The organism is Nostoc sp. 2RC (genome assembly GCF_014222165.1).
GTDB classification, from domain to species: Bacteria; Cyanobacteriota; Cyanobacteriia; order Cyanobacteriales; family Nostocaceae; genus Nostoc; species Nostoc linckia.
This window is the reverse complement of sequence record NZ_JACKZU010000043.1, coordinates 16,407-32,107: the sequence shown is the minus strand read 5'-3', so window position 1 is coordinate 32,107 and position 15,701 is coordinate 16,407. Positions and strand designations below refer to the sequence as shown.

The 15,701-nt window shown below is 39.9% G+C and carries 13 protein-coding genes; 10 read left to right on the top strand and 3 right to left on the bottom strand.

Annotated elements, in window-relative coordinates; translation table 11 throughout:
• Window positions 1-63: 63 nt before the first annotated feature.
• Complete coding sequence (locus GNE10_RS07640) at window positions 64-849, top strand: Uma2 family endonuclease (protein ID WP_185564336.1); 786 nt, start codon at window positions 64-66, stop codon at window positions 847-849.
• 92 nt (window positions 850-941) lie between these two features.
• On the opposite strand, the gene GNE10_RS07635 is transcribed toward GNE10_RS07640, so the two are convergent.
• A complete protein-coding gene (locus tag GNE10_RS07635; protein ID WP_185564335.1) occupies window positions 942-2,276 on the bottom strand; it encodes an AAA-like domain-containing protein in 1,335 nt (444 codons plus the stop codon).
• Window positions 2,277-2,910: 634 nt separating this feature from the next.
• On the opposite strand from GNE10_RS07635, the gene GNE10_RS07630 reads away from it, so the two are divergent.
• From GNE10_RS07630 to GNE10_RS07595, 8 genes are all read left to right on the top strand, one after another.
• Window positions 2,911-4,494: a mechanosensitive ion channel family protein gene (locus tag GNE10_RS07630; RefSeq protein ID WP_185564334.1), complete on the top strand. Its 1,584-nt coding sequence runs from the start codon at window positions 2,911-2,913 to the stop codon at window positions 4,492-4,494.
• A 122-nt stretch (window positions 4,495-4,616) separates the two neighbouring features.
• Entirely contained in the window at window positions 4,617-6,272 is a 1,656-nt protein-coding gene (locus tag GNE10_RS07625) for a mechanosensitive ion channel family protein (RefSeq protein WP_260446827.1), read from the top strand.
• Between the two features lie 441 nt (window positions 6,273-6,713).
• Window positions 6,714-7,799, top strand: a complete 1,086-nt coding sequence (locus GNE10_RS07620; protein WP_185564333.1) for an ABC exporter membrane fusion protein — start codon at window positions 6,714-6,716, stop codon at window positions 7,797-7,799.
• Window positions 7,796-9,004, top strand: coding sequence for an ABC transporter permease DevC (devC, locus tag GNE10_RS07615; RefSeq protein WP_260446826.1), 1,209 nt, complete (start codon window positions 7,796-7,798; stop codon window positions 9,002-9,004). The genes GNE10_RS07620 and devC overlap by 4 nt, the downstream gene beginning before the upstream one ends.
• Before the next feature lie 6 nt (window positions 9,005-9,010).
• Window positions 9,011-10,126, top strand: a complete 1,116-nt coding sequence (locus GNE10_RS36350) for an ATP-binding cassette domain-containing protein (RefSeq protein ID WP_185564331.1) — start codon at window positions 9,011-9,013, stop codon at window positions 10,124-10,126.
• A 482-nt stretch (window positions 10,127-10,608) separates the two neighbouring features.
• Window positions 10,609-11,106 (top strand): LptA/OstA family protein, encoded by a 498-nt coding sequence (locus tag GNE10_RS07605; RefSeq protein ID WP_185564330.1) that lies wholly within the window; start codon window positions 10,609-10,611, stop codon window positions 11,104-11,106.
• Window positions 11,107-11,133: 27 nt separating this feature from the next.
• On the top strand, window positions 11,134-11,862 hold the full coding sequence (gene lptB / locus GNE10_RS07600; protein WP_099070504.1) for an LPS export ABC transporter ATP-binding protein: 729 nt from the start codon (window positions 11,134-11,136) through the stop codon (window positions 11,860-11,862).
• A 127-nt stretch (window positions 11,863-11,989) separates the two neighbouring features.
• A complete protein-coding gene (locus GNE10_RS07595; RefSeq protein WP_185564338.1) occupies window positions 11,990-13,105 on the top strand; it encodes an LptF/LptG family permease in 1,116 nt (371 codons plus the stop codon).
• 174 nt (window positions 13,106-13,279) lie between these two features.
• Here GNE10_RS07595 and GNE10_RS07590 read toward each other — a convergent pair whose 3' ends face one another.
• Together GNE10_RS07590 and GNE10_RS07585 are read right to left on the bottom strand one after the other, a co-directional pair.
• Window positions 13,280-13,900 carry a CP12 domain-containing protein gene (locus tag GNE10_RS07590; RefSeq protein WP_180267485.1) on the bottom strand — a complete coding sequence of 207 codons (621 nt, stop codon included), beginning with the start codon at window positions 13,898-13,900 and terminating at the stop codon, window positions 13,280-13,282.
• Between the two features lie 299 nt (window positions 13,901-14,199).
• Complete coding sequence (locus GNE10_RS07585) at window positions 14,200-15,012, bottom strand: class I SAM-dependent methyltransferase (RefSeq protein ID WP_185564329.1); 813 nt, start codon at window positions 15,010-15,012, stop codon at window positions 14,200-14,202.
• Between the two features lie 110 nt (window positions 15,013-15,122).
• Between GNE10_RS07585 and GNE10_RS07580 the strand changes: the two genes are divergently transcribed.
• Complete coding sequence (locus GNE10_RS07580; RefSeq protein WP_185564328.1) at window positions 15,123-15,644, top strand: MarR family winged helix-turn-helix transcriptional regulator; 522 nt, start codon at window positions 15,123-15,125, stop codon at window positions 15,642-15,644.
• The last annotated feature ends 57 nt before the right edge of the window (window positions 15,645-15,701 follow it).

Genomic DNA, 15,701 nt, shown 5'->3' with positions numbered 1-15,701 from the left:
CCCTTTCCCCTTTCCCCTTTAAAGAGCTAAGTCACGAAAGCGAACTACTAGTGATTAACAGCCATGTCAGAAACCACCTTACCTGTACCTCTAATTGAAATTCCACCCACCCAAGCAGAACTCCCTCATGATGATGGTGTCCCAATGGAAAGCGCACGGCACAAAGTCCAGATAGACTTGCTGATAGATGGCTTAATCCCTTGGCTGTCACACCGAGAAGATGGATTTGTCGGCGGTAATATGTTTGTCTACTACAGTCTGGCGCAGGTGAGAAACCAAGACTTTAGAGGGCCTGACTTTTTTGTGGTGTTGGGTGTCCCTCAAGGCGAACGTAAAAGTTGGGTGGTTTGGGAAGAAGGAAAAGCCCCGGATGTTGTCATTGAGTTGCTTTCCGAAAGTACAGCCGCCACGGACAAAAACGAGAAAAAGCTGATTTATCAAAATCAAATGCGCGTGCCAGAATATTTCTGGTATGACCCATTTAACCCAGATGATTGGGCGGGTTTTTCTATCCAACAAAGAGTTTACCAACCACTGGTGATTAACGATCGCCATCAATTGGTAAGTGAATCCTTAGGGTTAGCCTTGCAGCGTTGGCAAGGAAATTACAAAGGAATTGACGCCACTTGGCTACGCTGGGCAACTTTGGAGGGAGAATTACTGCCAACACCCGAAGAACAAGAACGCCAACGAGCCGAACAAGAACGCCAACGAGCCGAAAAAGCAGAATCCCAATTATTACAAACAGCACGCAACTTACTAGCCACTGGTATGACAGTGGAACAGGTAGTAAATATCACAGGTTTGGATGCATTAGCGATCGCACCATTGCCCCCTACGTCTGACTAGTGACTGCGGACTGGAGATGGGAGATGAGTTTTTCCCCTCTGCCCCATGCCCCATGCCCTATTCCCTATTCCCTATTCCCCATGCCCTATTCCCTATTCCCTATTCCCCACCATTTTATGTAAATTTGCTGATTCACAATACAAACGATACAATTCACAGGAAAATTTAGCGCGATCGTACTCAAGTTTCACCAGTCCAAGACTTTCTAATTTATAAGCAAGCATAGATTCTAATTTTATATCTTGTGCAGCAATTAACTTCTTAACCGCAGCAGCTAAGTCTGGCTCCTCCTGGAGTGCTGCTAATAGCCGTCGTAAATGGTCGTTATAAATTCCTGATTCTGTGGCTGCTTGTTGTAATAACTGTTTTAAGGTCACTTTTTCTTGAGAAATGTGATATAATGCTAGGCGCACTAAATAGGGATGTCCCCCTACCATTGACATCAATTGCTTGGCTTCTTTACCATCTTTCCAATCTAGCCCGTGACGCTGTGCTAAATCCTGTACTTGCTTGATTGTAAACGCAGGCAACTTTAACGGTAATCCGATATTAAAGGGCGATTGATTGAGCTTTAAAGGAATATAAATTTCTGTTGAATAAACCACAAGCAGCCGGAGTTTTTGCCAATTTTCTGTTTGCTTAGCTTGTTCGTGCCAAGAACGCAACAAAGGTAAAAATTCTTGAGCGATGGCCGGATACTCAAACACCCGATTCACTTCCTTTAATGCCAAAACTAAGGGACAAGTAAGATGTTTTAGCAAATACCTTTGAAAATAGTTGGTGCAGCTAACTTTGCTACCGATATCTTCATCCCAATATTCATCAAGTCTCGATTCTAGCTCTAACTTACTACTGATGTTGGCACAAAACCAACGTAAAAATTTATCCAGGTTGCCAAATACTGTTGAGTCTGCTTGCTGAAAATCCAAGTTAACACTGCGATAGCCAACGGACGCAGCGTAATTAATAATGCGTAGCATCAGAGAACTTTTCCCCATCTGGCTAGAGCCTTTGATGCGAATAACACAACCAGGTTCAGTAATTTCTCTATAAGCAAATTCCTCAATCGGTGGACGAGGGATATAAAAGCGAGAGGATAACATTACTGGGCCGCTGGGAAATTCTAGGGTAGGAACGGTAATGGTGGCGTGTTTTTCAATCTGTTGCTGTTGCACTTTGGTGAGGGCGCGCACTTCTAAGGTGTGGCGGAAGTTGGCTTTGCTAATTGGTTCTTCAAAAATTTTACTAAGTACTTGCCACAGCTGCGAAGCCACTTCTCTGATGCTTTGTGCCCCATAGTGAATTTCGGCTGCCATGTGGTTATAAGTTTTTCCCTCCCAGGACAAGCGCAATACTAATTCTTGTAGAGGTGTTAGAGGTTTTTTTTGGCTGACTGATAGAACTTGCAGCACTTGATCGATATTCATTTTCTGGATGTGTAGGTCGCTTTTCACCTTCATTGAGATCTAGGCAACTCCAACAACCCAAAATGTAGTCAATGTTCGGCTATGTTCTGGAGTTAACAGTAGTATATTTTTTAAAAAACCTACAAAGCAAGTATTTACATTTATTTTGTTGTGTGGTAATCTACAATTGCTTGTTATATAGCAATTAACTTGATTTAAACAATCAGCTTTCAAGTTAACAAACACAATTATGTTAGTTTTTATACTAAAAAATAATTTTGTTTATACAGTTATAAGATACAAAATGTAGGTAATTTTTGTACCTCGAAGCATATCTTGACGGAAATTAGACAACAATTTTCTCTTTACTTAATTTCTGGTTTCATTCAAAAATACTTTTAATACAAAATAACTAGTAACCAAATATCCAGATATTCTACTTTGCTTGTCGCAAAACATATCTAATTTGAATGAATTTAATAATTGCAGACATGAAATATTTTCATCATGTCTAGCGACAGCAAGACTTATTAACATAGATAAAATTAATAAAAATGGATTAAATTTTAAAAGATTGACAAAATAAAATTATATGAAATAATTAACATCTGTCCATTTGGATGTTGTGGAAAATTATTTAAATGTATGCTCAAAAATGAACATATTAATTATTGTTGCTGAAGTTATCCTGATAATCTTTGTTTTTTTACTCATTAACTGGCTTGTAGGTAAAGCATTCAAGCTGTTTTTTAAATCCTCTATATTTAGAAATGACGATCGGAGTATCAAAACCCTACGACGCAACATTACAGGGTTACTTTTACTTACTTGTTTGGTATTGTCGATTTTAATTGTTGGTGGCAATGGTTATTTAATTTATCGTGGTGAAAATCTACAAGAATACACGCTAAACATAATTCGCCGTATTCCCTTAGGATTTTGGATAGATCTAGGAATTGGTATAGCCAAAAGCGCCGCCCTATTGATTGTAGTGGCGATCGCAGTGAAATTCGTCAATTATTCCTTGAAGATCGCTAACATTCGCGCCAAAAATTTAGAAAGAAGTACTGCTGATGATGAAAGTATTGATGCTTTCTTCAAAGCCCTCAATCAAAGAGTCACTGGTGGAATTTGGTTGTGGGCTGCTATTTTGTGTGCGGAATTTCTGAAATTACCACCAGTAGTTTCGCAATATCTCTACATTGCACTGCGGATTTATTTAATTATCGCCGTCGGTTTGCTGATACTTAAAGCAGTAGCGGTGGTAGTTGATAGTCTAGATGCTTTGAGTCTTAGATACTCTAGCCCTGATAACCTCCTGAGGTTTTACGATCGCCTCCGACATCTGATACCCTTTTTCAAGCGATGTCTAGAATTTGTAATTTATGTCTGCATGGCGACATTGGTAATTCAACAAGTACAGTTAATTGCCAACGTCGCAGTTTTTGGCCCGCGAATCATCAAAATCATCGCCATCATCTTTATTAGTCGTGTATTGTTTGAGGTCGTCTACTTATTTGTTGAAGAAGTACTGTTTAAAAACCAGAATCTCAGTGAAATTCAAAGAAGTAGGCGTCTGACTCTCGTTCCTCTGTTTCGTAGTTTCTTACAATACTTTATTTATTTCGGTGCCATTGTTTCCATTCTTTACACCTTGGACATCGATCCTACTCCCATACTTGCAGGTGCGGGTATTGTGGGTATAGCTGTGGGTTTAGGGGCACAAACACTAATTAACGATATTGTCTGCGGCTTCTTTATTCTGTTTGAAAATTACTACTTAGTGGGAGACTATATCGAGGCCGGAAAATCTGAAGAGAGAATCGTTGAAGGTATTGTGGAAGCAATTGAACTGAGAACTACCCGTGTCAGACACCCCAACGGTCAATTACAGATTATTCAAAATGGCAATATTGGGTCAATTACTAATTACTCCAAACAGTACATCTATGCAGTAGTAGAAGTTGGCCTTCCCTATGATTCCAACTTAACTCATGTCTATAAAGTAATTGAGGAGGTAGGACAGCAGTTAAAAGCAGATTATCCAGATGTACTCGAAGCTACACAAGTGGATGGCATCGAAAGCCTTGGAGAGTCTAACTTGTTGTTGCGGACATTGACGAAAGTCAAGCCAGGAAAACATCTGCAAATCCAGCGTATTCTCCGCAAGATTTTTACAGATACTCTATTGAGCGAAGGAATTGTGATTCCCAGTGGTGTTGCAAGTACAGAAGATTAATTTACCAATAATTCCAGAGTCATTTAATTTTAGATTTTACATTGCAGGAAAAATCCCAAATTTCAATCATCCTTTAACAACAACAAACTTTCAAATTACTGAGGATTTGAGGTAAACACCAAATGATTTATACCCTCATTGCCCAAGCGGCAGAATCTACATCAAAAACCCCGATACCACCAGCACCCCCCACTATGCCAACAGCAGCACAAATCAATGCTTTTTTATATACATTTGCAGCATCTGTAATTGTTTTTTTTGTCATCTATGTATTAATCTTTTATATACTACGATCCTTTTTTAGGCGTACAGAACAAGATACAGCCCTGCTCATTATTGCGATTTCACAAACTCCATCCATCGCAATTTTTATATTTGCTAGTCTCAAGGTTTCTCTATTCCAATTAGGTTCAGGAGGAATTATAGATTGGATTGACCGAGGACTCACAGCTTTGCTAATTGCTGCTTTTACTTACTTAGTAACTGTATTTTTTACAGAAGCAGCAGTTTCCTATTTAAAAGACTACGCCCGCAAAACTGAAGCTGTCTGGGATGATGTATTAATTCCACTACTGCAAAACTTTATTCCAGTAATCACATACATAATTGGCATCTCTCTGTTTTTCAGCACCCTTGGAGTAGATTTAAGTGGCATTGGTTTAGCAATAGGTAGTATTACCGTAGTTTTGGGATTGGCGATCAAAGATATTTTAAGCGATTTTTTCAGCGGGTTGGTATTGTTAGTTGATACACCCTTTAAATTTGGAGATGTTATCTCCATGCCAGATGGGTCAATTGCAATTATCAAACAAATTGGTATCCGAGTGACCAAACTATATTTGATTAACGAGCATTGCGAGGTTTATGTACCAAACACATCATTGGGTAATCAAAATATAGTCAATCTCAGTCGCCCTACAACCCACTATGCTTATACAATCAAAGTCTCAGTCAGAGTTGATGCCGATGCAGTAATAGCAACAAAAATTTTGCAAGAAATCATCATTGGGCATCCAGATACTTTAGGTGACATTGATGAAAAACTGCAATATTTAGATAGTTTCGCAGCATTAAGAGAAGCAGAGGGTGATAAACTTTCCAAAAAAGAAGCAGGACGGCTGCGTTTATTAGTTGAGAAAGATGTTAACGAACAACTGCAAACCCTTGAGCAAGCATTTGAATATTTTGCCCTGGAAATTAAACAGTTAGAAAAGGGAGGCTTGAATTCAGAAGAATTGAGAAGTATCCAGAAAAACTATCTAGAAATATTGAACATTGTTGGTCTGGCTGTGATTACAGAACGTAAAGGAAAACGAGTGCGATCGCGCCTAGAAGAACAACAACTGGCTGGAAAACCAACTTTGATTAGTTTGATTCGCAAATGGTATCAAACTTGGCTTCAAGACCCTGATTTAGTCTTTGAAGACCAAAGTATTTTACCTGACGAATGGGAACAAAAAATTGAACTTTTGAAAATCAAACTCAATAAGATTTTTCAAAAAATTTCCAATCCTGGAGTAGATGAAACTAGATTAGATGACTACTCATTAAAATTTGTTGAATGGTTACATGATAGTTTTAAAGAATCTAACACCGCTTGGAAAGAGCCACAAGTTCAACTAACTGATATCCAAGGCGCTGGTATGCAATTTTCTGTGAGATTCTACGTTGATAATATTCAATTAGAACACTGGCGGCGTGGTAACCGCGTCCAAAATGAGGTGCGCCGAGAAATGGTACGGCGTTTAAGACAAGCTTATATTTACACACTAGGATGATGAAATCTAGTAGTTCGCCAAGTCAACTTAGCGGGGGAAAGGGTAAAGGGGAAAGGGAAAAGGTTTTAAATCCCTTACCCTTTTCCCCTTTCCCTTTTCCCAGCCCTCAAGCAGCAAAGATGACTTGCCAGACCACTAGGTGTACACAGACCCAATTTCAGATTTATCCCACACCTTCGTTTGAAATTTTTGTTCTGTTTTAGGTCATTTCATTAAAAATCAGTGGTAAACTCGCTGGCTAAAGCAAGGGAGACGAATTCCTCACTCTAGCCAGCGATTTTTTTATTTTCAGTATATTCCTGTAGCAAATAATTTGCAGTAACAGTATTTAAAGCATATATTAGAAAGATAAAATTTTTACTAAAAGTTTTGTTTTTATCTCCTGTTTATCGGGAGATAAAAGCATATATATCTACCATTAAGACTCAAATAGTAGGAATTATGACGCCTTTTTTTATCGCCGATCGCAATCGCAAATATACTAATTTTACAGCAAAAATAATTACAATTTTAATTAGTATAATTACTATAATTGGGTTGATAACATATCGAATCAGAGAGACGAATGAAACAACCAAACCCCAGCCAGAGGTTGTAAATCCGGCGATGGTAGCGGTGACGGCTTTGGGGCGTATAGAACCGGAAGGAGAAGTAATTCAAGTATTTCCACCTGCTTCAACGGAATCAGCTCGCATCCAACAACTATGGGTGAAGCAAGGCGATTGGGTGAAGGCTGGGCAAGCGCTAGCAATGTTAGATAATTACCCTCGTCGTCTGGCGGCTGTGAAAACGGCACAAGAAGATGTGAAAGTAGCTCAAGCACAGTTGATGCAGGTACAAGCAGGGGCAAAGCAGGGAGATTTACAAGCCCAGCAAGCGGAAATTGCTCGTCTGGTAGCAGAATTGCAAAATGCCCAAGTAGAGGAATCACGATATCGCAGTTTGTACACAGAAGGAGCGATTTCAGCTTCCCAATACGATCGTCAGCGTTTGCAAATGCAAGCAGCGCAACGTCAGGTAAATCAAGCTCGTGCTTCCCTCAATAGTTTAGCGGAAGTGCGTCCGGTAGATGTGCAGTTGTATCAAGCACAAATCAGACAAGCAAGAGCAAAGGTAGTGCAAGCTCAAGCTGAATTAGACTTAAGCGTGGTGCGATCGCCCCGTTCTGGACAAATTCTCAAGGTACATACATTTCCCGGTGAAATGGTTGGGAGTCAAGGGATTCTGAATTTAGGCAATACGACGCAAATGGTAGTAGTTGCAGAAATTTATGAAACGGATATCCACAAAGTACGTTTTGGGCAAATAGCAACAATTACCAGTCCCAGTCTCAGTCAACCACTCTCTGGAACAATTTCCCAATTGGGTTTAGAAATTAGTAAACCAAATGTATCCGATATAAATTCCTCAACGAATATCGATACTCGTGTGATGGAAGTGAGAATTCGCTTAAATCCAGAAAGCAGCCGTATTGTAGCAGCAATGACGAATCTTAATGTTGATGTATCCATAGGTCTTGAACAATGATTCGCCCTTTCATCAATGAACTTCAAAAAATACCCATTGCTTGGTTGCAATTGAGATATCAACGGAATCAAACAATTGCAGGTATTGTGGGAATACTTTGCATTACATTTCTCATTTTTATGCAATTGGGATTGAGAAATGCCTTTTTAGAGGGAGCATTACAGTTAACTTTAAATTTGAATGCAGATATTGTTTTAGTTAGCTCTCTTTCTTCCACTGTACTGCAACCGGTAAGTTTTTCCTCTAGACCTTTATATCAAGCATTAGCACTCAAAAACGTTGAATTTGTTGCACCATTTTATATTAGTTCAACTCAATGGTATGACAGAAATCAGCATGTTTATCGCATTAGAGTCAATGTCATAGGCATTCCTCCAAACGTACAAATACTAAACCTACCAGGAGTCAAAGAAAATCTAGACAAACTCAACAAACAAAAATTTGTTTTATTCGACCACAATGCAAGAACTGAATTCAATCCCATCATTGAGGAATTCACAAAAAAAGGTGAATCATCGGCAGAAATTTTAGCAGGAACCACTAGCTCATTACAGAAACTCAGAGTTGTTGGACTATTTGAATTAGGAGTTAATAATGCTTATGATGCAACTTTTTTGATGAATGCTGGAACTTTTAGTGAATTATTCGGACGTGATTTGAAAAAAATAGATATTGGTTTAATTAAATTCAATTCTGGTTTTAATTCAGATATTGAAATAAAACAACATGTGCAAAAATTAAAAACTTATCTTCCCGCAAATATTAATGTATTCTCCAAAAATGAATTAATTGAAAGAGAAAAAATATTTCACGAAAATAATTCACCGATGGGCTTTATATTTAGATTTATTTTAATTATGGCTGTAGTTATCAGTATTTTTATTTTATATCAAATACTTTATGTAAAAGTTACACATAATCTTGCTAATTACGCTACTCTCAAAGCTCTGGGCTTCAGTCAAAAATCTATCGTTTTCGTAGTTTTTCAAGAAGCAATAATTTTAGTAATTGCAGGATATATTCCCGGTGTAATCGTATCTTATATAGCTTATGATTACCTAATTAGAGTTACAAAGATATTTATCAAAATGACTATAGAAACAGCATTATCAGTTTTAGCATTAGTCTGCATAATTTGTTTAATATCAGCAGCACTATCTTTATTAAAGGTGAAAGATGCAGACCCAGTAGATGTTTTTAAATAAATGATTATGAGCCAAATTATTGGTATTCAAAACCTGAATCATTATTACCAAGAAGGCAAAAAGCAAAAACAAATTTTATTTGGCATCGATTTGCAAATCGAACCAAAAGAAGTTGTGATTTTAACTGGAGCATCTGGTTCTGGAAAAACAACGCTATTATCTCTCATTGGTTGTATGCGTTCCGTTCAAGAGGGTAGTCTGAAAGTTTTGACTCATGAATTGAAAGGAGCCAATGAAATCCAGCGAATGCAAATACGGCGGCGAATTGGCTATGTTTTTCAGCATTTTAATTTACTCGATTTTATGACTGTGGAACAAAATGTCATGGTTTCTTTGGAACTACAAGAGAATTTTAGTCATCCACAAGCAAGAAATCAAAGTCGGGAAATTTTGACCGCGGTGGGATTGGGACAGCACCTAGACGCTTATCCAAGGGATCTGTCTGGCGGACAAAAACAACGAGTTGCTATCGCCCGCGCTCTTGTCCATCGTCCTCGATTACTGTTAGCTGACGAGCCGACATCCGCTTTAGATAGGCAAACAGGACGAGAAGTCACGGAATTGATGACGAGGCTAGCTAAAGAACAAGGAAGTGCAGTTTTGATTGTCACCCATGATAGTCGGATTTTTAGTGCTAGCGATCGCATCGTCCGTATGGAAGATGGCAAACTTGATATAGACTACCAAGGTCAGCTATCTATTGCTTTACCAACCTTAACAGATAAGCAATTATTTGAGTTGATTCCCCAATTAAAAATGTTGACCTTCCCACCAGGGGAAATTGTTATCCGCCAAGGTGAATTAGCAGACAAGTTTTATATCTTAATTGAAGGGGAAGTAGAAGTTATTCAAGAGTTGCCGAATTCCAAATCAAAACTCTTAAAAACATTGGGCCCTAATACCTATTTTGGTGAAATAGGCTTATTGCAAGAAACAAAACGAACCGCAACTGTAAGAGCAACAACTGACGCAGCAATTAAAGTTCTTGTCATCGAGCGTTACGATTTTTATCAAATGGTTGTCACTTCCAAAATGACTCATGCACTTTTGAACTACCAAGCAATAAAATCGCTGCTAATTCGGAAGTTCAAAACATCCTACTACAAAAGCATGACCAATTAATGTTAATCATATATAGGAATCTGATTTGATTCCAACAACCAGCGCTCTACAAGCCCCGTCTTTGAAGACGATTGCATTGGTCAGGGTCTCAAGCCCCGTTCAATCTTGTCTTCCCCACTTTCTACTCCCTATTCCCTACTCATATCATGTCCGCTTGATTACTTATTAAACCCGAAAAACCCCAAAGAGCCAAAGCTACGCTTTGTCTCCCCTCCCCGAACTTCGGGGAGGGGATTAAGGGGTGGGGTGCAATAGCTGTGGGAATCATAACTAATTAGGCGGACATGATATCACTTGTTGTTGACTGCAACGCCAGCATAAGCTGTAGTGGATATAAAGTTTTCTGAAACCTTGAGGTTGGGGGTAGCGTCACTATTTCAGCCACTAGTTATTGTAAATCACTCCAGATTGTACGTTTCATTTCTGGATAGAGTACTTGAGATAATTAAAACACAAGCCCAAATTCTCAACCCCAAATTGCAATGATACCCTGTTACAAATTGCCCATATCCCAAATACGTCGTGTTGGATTAGCCTTATTGATACCAGGTTTTCTCTTAGGAACTTTTGCGATCCCAAACCAACTGCAAACCGCTACTGCACAAACATCAACAGAAAATCGCCCTTTGACTATCCGTGCTGATGTGCAAGAATATGACGCCAAAACTCAAGTCATCACGGCTCGCGGTAACGTGCAAATGTTCTATCCTTCTCGCCAGCTTCAGGCAACCGCCGCCCAAGCACAGTACTTTAGTAAAGAACGCCGCATTGACTTTAGTGGCAACGTCTATATTTTGCAACAGGGGGGTAACAGTATTCGGGCAGAGAAGGTAACCTATTTAATTGATGAAGGGCGATTTGTCGCCTTACCCCAAGCCAACCGTCAAGTAGAGTCCATCTACATGGTGGAGGAATCAAACAATAATGGACAAACTGCCACACCCGCCCCACAAACACCACAATTTAAGCGTTCTAATTAGCATCTACTACTGAGAAAGGCTGCAACAGTGAAAATTGTTTTAGAGAATATTCACAAATCTTACAACAAGCGAGTCATTGTCAACCGCGTCAACCTTTCTGTTGCTCAAGGCGAAGTCGTTGGTTTATTAGGCCCCAATGGAGCTGGTAAAACCACGACTTTTTACATTGCTACAGGTTTAGAAAAACCCAATCAAGGAAAAGTCTGGCTAGGTAATCTCGACATTACAGCAATGCCAATGCACAAAAGGGCACGATTGGGTATTGGCTATTTAGCACAAGAACCAAGTGTTTTTCGCCAGCTCTCGGTGCAAGATAATATTCTATTGGTGCTAGAGCAAACTAATGTGCCACGATGGGAGTGGTCAAGGCGATTAACAACTTTACTGCGGGAGTTTCGCTTGGAAAAATTAGCTAATAGCAAGGGAATTCAACTTTCTGGTGGGGAACGACGCCGCACTGAATTAGCAAGATCTTTGGCTGCTGGACGAGAAGGGCCAAAGTTTTTATTTTTAGATGAACCATTTGCGGGAGTCGATCCCATCGCAGTCTCAGAAATTCAGCAAATTGTCGCTCAATTGCGCGATCGCGGTATGGGTATTTTAATTACAGATCATAATGTCCGCGAAACCCTGGCCATTACCGATCGCGGTTATATTATGCGTGAAGGACAAATTCTCGCTTTTGGAACTTCTGACGAACTATACCACAATCCCCTCGTGCGCCAATATTACTTAGGTGATAGCTTTCAAGTCTAAAGTCAGAATTTAGGAGTTAAAGCTTTACTTTACCAGGGTTGCAAATATTTAATTTTGAAAGTTGCTTATGATATCAAAGAAAGTCACATCTTTCTACAATCTACACTCGCTGCTGCCTTTTACGATTATGGATCGTTATCTTGCCAGCGAATTGTTACCGCCGTTTTTCTTTGGTGTCGGAGCTTTTTCTTCAATTGGCGTCACCATTGATGCTGTATTCGATTTAGTCAGAAAAGTTGTTGAATCTGGATTACCTGTAGACATTGCTATTCAGGTTTTTTTATTAAAGTTTCCCAACTTTATTGTTTTAGCCTTCCCTATGTCCACACTGCTGGCTACTTTGATGACTTACAGTCGTCTTTCTAGCGAAAGCGAACTAATAGCCTTGCGTGGTTGTGGAGTGAGTGTCTATCGTATGGTGCTAACTGGTGTGATGTTAAGTCTTCTGGTTACAGGAATGACATTTGTATTTAACGAACAAATTGCACCAGCAGCAAATTATCAAGCGGCTATGACTTTAGATCAAGCCCTCAAATCAGATAAGCCAACTTTTAAACAACAAAATATTTTTTATCCTGAATACCAGGATGTTGTACAGCCAGATGGCTCTAGGAATAGAATTTTGACACGCTTGTTTTACGCCGACCAATTTGATGGTAAGCGTATGACAGGTTTGACAATTATAGATCGCTCAACTAAAGGTTTGAATCAAATTGTCGTATCAGAATCCGCCCAGTGGAATCCTTCTCAAAATGTCTGGGATTTTTATAACGGTACGATCTATTTTGTGGCTGCCGATCGCTCTTATCGCAACATTGTTAGATTTGAACAACAACAACTGCAACTACCACGCACGCCATTAAGTTTGGCAGAAAAAAGCCGGGACTATGATGAAATGAATATTGCCGAAGGACTAGATCAACTAGAAGTAGAACGTCTGGGTGGCGATCGCCAAAAAATCCGCAAACTGGAAGTTAGAATTCAACAAAAAATCTCCTTACCCTTTGTGTGTGTAGTTTTTGGCTTAGTGGGTGCGGCAATGGGCAGCATACCCCAACGCACCGGCAGAGGCACCAGTTTTGGCATTAGCGTTATAGTTATTTTTTCTTATTACTTACTTTTCTTTATCAGTGGCGCGATAGCACAAGCAGGCGTCCTCTCTCCCTTTATGGGGGCTTGGTTACCCAACTTCGTTTTTTTAGGAATAGGTATGTTTTTATTGATGCGAGTCGCTAAACGGTAAATTGAAGGACGCAAAGACGCGTGGATACAAAGACGCGGGGACATGGAGACACGGGGAAGGAGAACACACAAAGGATATTTGATAATTTCTCCGTATGTCTTTGTTGAATTTTTCTTGCTCCCCGCGTCTTTGCGTCTCCCACTCCCCGCGTCCTCTTCTTTCCCCACACCTCAATCACGGATGATAATTTCGACATTCTGGCGCATCTGGATTTTCCTGACAATATTTTTCAAAGGTAACTTTGGCTGACACCATACCCTCGGCTTTTTGATGAGCTGCTTCTGCTTGGAGTTCTTCTACTTCATCCCAAGCAGCTGCACAGGCTTTAGAATAAGCACCTTGTTCAGTACAAATAGCACGAGCCTGTTCAATAGCTTTTTGAATTCTCTCCTCTAACAGTGGCACTTTCGGCGCTTCCACAAAATCGCTTTTCGTCAAAATGTCGGTAATGGAGATAATCCCCAACAGCTTACCTTGAATCACAGGCGCTCTATGGATACCAGTATTAGCAAATAACCTTGCTACATATTCCACAGCCAAATCAGGGTTTACTACAATGCAAGGCTTACTCATAATTTCATAAACCCGCACTTGCTTTGGATCTTTACCGTAGGCTGTTACCTTATAGACAACATCTGTTTCTGTGACAATCCCATAGGCATCATTGTCATAGCGACGATCCACAACCAACGCCCGCAATTTTTTTTCTTTCATCACCGCCACCGCTTCCGCCACAGTGGCCGAACCGCGAATGGTCACTACGTTTTTGGTCATGATATCTTCAGCTTTCATCATTGCTGTAGTCTCCTGGAAAATAGTACAGTGCGGCAAATTGCTCTTAGAAGCGTATCGAAGCATTGCAGCGCACAGTTTGTTAACTAGAAACTGAAAACCTTGAATTTTTGCCCAGCTACAACAATAAACTTAGAGCAATTGTCAATCCCTGATGTTATCCAATGTGACCAATGTCTAAAAACTCAGCATCAATTAAGATAATATTCTGTCAATTAGGATTTCGCGGTGTTCTCAACAACTCTAATTATCCAAAAATCAGAGTTTGAGCTTTAGTTGACCGAGGCATAGAATACTACGGTCTATTTTTTACCCCATACCAAACGGCAACTATGAGGAATCAAATATTCATTATTATTTTTAAATTCAGAAACAAGATTGGACAAGTGTTCTTTTACTCCTAGTTGCTCGTCAATTGATAACGAGCCAAGCTGTACATCATACAATCCTGAATTCTCAACTAATTTCCAAATTTCTTGAAAGCTTGAAAATTTCATCTCAAAAGTAAACAGTTCTGTTGCAATTTCATTTGCACCGTACTCTTGAAGGATATTAGGTAATACACTTGACCCTGCAAGTCTGCTAGGAAGTTCGAGATTGAGTTGAAACTGCGCCGGAACCCTTTGGTTAAATGCTTGGGCACAGGAAAAAAAGAGGGTATTCATCTGAATTTCATCCCACACAGCCACGGCATAATGTCCGCCTACTTTGAGAACACGCAACATTTCAAAACAGCCAGCCTTGGGATTGTCCAACAACATCAAGCCAAATCGAGATAGCACGCCGTCAAAAGAATCGTTAGGCCAGCTAAGTCTCTGTGCTTCCATCACGAAGAATTCAATATTATTTAAACCTTCACTAACGGCTTTTGAGCTTGCTACTAACACCATTGCCGTAGACGAATCAACCCCGACTACTGTAACTCCTCTCAAGCATTGTCGAGCAAGGGTCAGTCCGGGTTCGCCCGTTCCACAAGCAATATCAAGTATGCGATTATTTGAACAAACTAGTAGACGCTCCAGCAGGGCTTCACTTACGGGAGACAAATGAGGTATCCACATATCTAACCGACCAGCAATTTGTTCGTAATTGGGAAGCGACGCTTTGTTATGCATAATGTTCAAGAAATTTTAGTCACATCGTATTACTGCCCAGTAGTTTGAGTTAGGCTATTATCTGTGTCAACAGACAAGCAGTCAAACTCCTAATATTAATCGTAAAGACTGTGGCTATCCTGCGTCCTTTTGTCGATCGCGTTGTTGATCTCCCTGCCTTACAAAATCTTGCCCAACTCTATCCTGAGCTAGATGTGGCATCTGTTGAAGCGTGTCTAGCATTTTTGCGAGCTACGGCAGATGTTCAAGCCGCTTTAGAAACTCATTTTGCTCGCTATGGACTGTCAATGGGCAAATTCACCCTGTTGATGCAACTCTTACAGGCAAATGAACAAGGATTAACTCCCTCTGAATGTGCAGAGCGTTCAGGTGTAACCCGCGCCACAATCACAGGACTACTCGATGGGCTAGAGAAAGATGAATTAGTAGAACGAAAGCCCTTTCCTAACGATCGCCGGATGTTAAGCGTTCACCTCACAGAAAAAGGACGCAGCCTCATGGCTAAAATGCTTCCCGATCATTTTTGTCGCACAACTGGTTTGATGGCACATCTAGCTACTGACGAAAAGAAAACTCTAATTGAGCTTCTACAAAAATTGCAAGCAGGTATCCCAGCGATGCTTCTACCATAACCACCAATCTGTGTATTTACAGTTCGGGCTATTTTGTGATATTAATTAGGAGCCTAA

Coding starts and splice junctions, on each gene's coding strand:
- GNE10_RS07640 (WP_185564336.1), top strand. CDS start 64: ATGTCAGAAACCACCTTACCTGTACCTCTAATTGAAATTCCACCCACC.
- GNE10_RS07635 (WP_185564335.1), bottom strand. CDS start 2,276: ATGAATATCGATCAAGTGCTGCAAGTTCTATCAGTCAGCCAAAAAAAA.
- GNE10_RS07630 (WP_185564334.1), top strand. CDS start 2,911: ATGAACATATTAATTATTGTTGCTGAAGTTATCCTGATAATCTTTGTT.
- GNE10_RS07625 (WP_260446827.1), top strand. CDS start 4,617: ATGATTTATACCCTCATTGCCCAAGCGGCAGAATCTACATCAAAAACC.
- GNE10_RS07620 (WP_185564333.1), top strand. CDS start 6,714: ATGACGCCTTTTTTTATCGCCGATCGCAATCGCAAATATACTAATTTT.
- devC (WP_260446826.1), top strand. CDS start 7,796: ATGATTCGCCCTTTCATCAATGAACTTCAAAAAATACCCATTGCTTGG.
- GNE10_RS36350 (WP_185564331.1), top strand. CDS start 9,011: ATGAGCCAAATTATTGGTATTCAAAACCTGAATCATTATTACCAAGAA.
- GNE10_RS07605 (WP_185564330.1), top strand. CDS start 10,609: ATGATACCCTGTTACAAATTGCCCATATCCCAAATACGTCGTGTTGGA.
- GNE10_RS07595 (WP_185564338.1), top strand. CDS start 11,990: ATGGATCGTTATCTTGCCAGCGAATTGTTACCGCCGTTTTTCTTTGGT.
- GNE10_RS07590 (WP_180267485.1), bottom strand. CDS start 13,900: ATGATGAAAGCTGAAGATATCATGACCAAAAACGTAGTGACCATTCGC.
- GNE10_RS07585 (WP_185564329.1), bottom strand. CDS start 15,012: ATGCATAACAAAGCGTCGCTTCCCAATTACGAACAAATTGCTGGTCGG.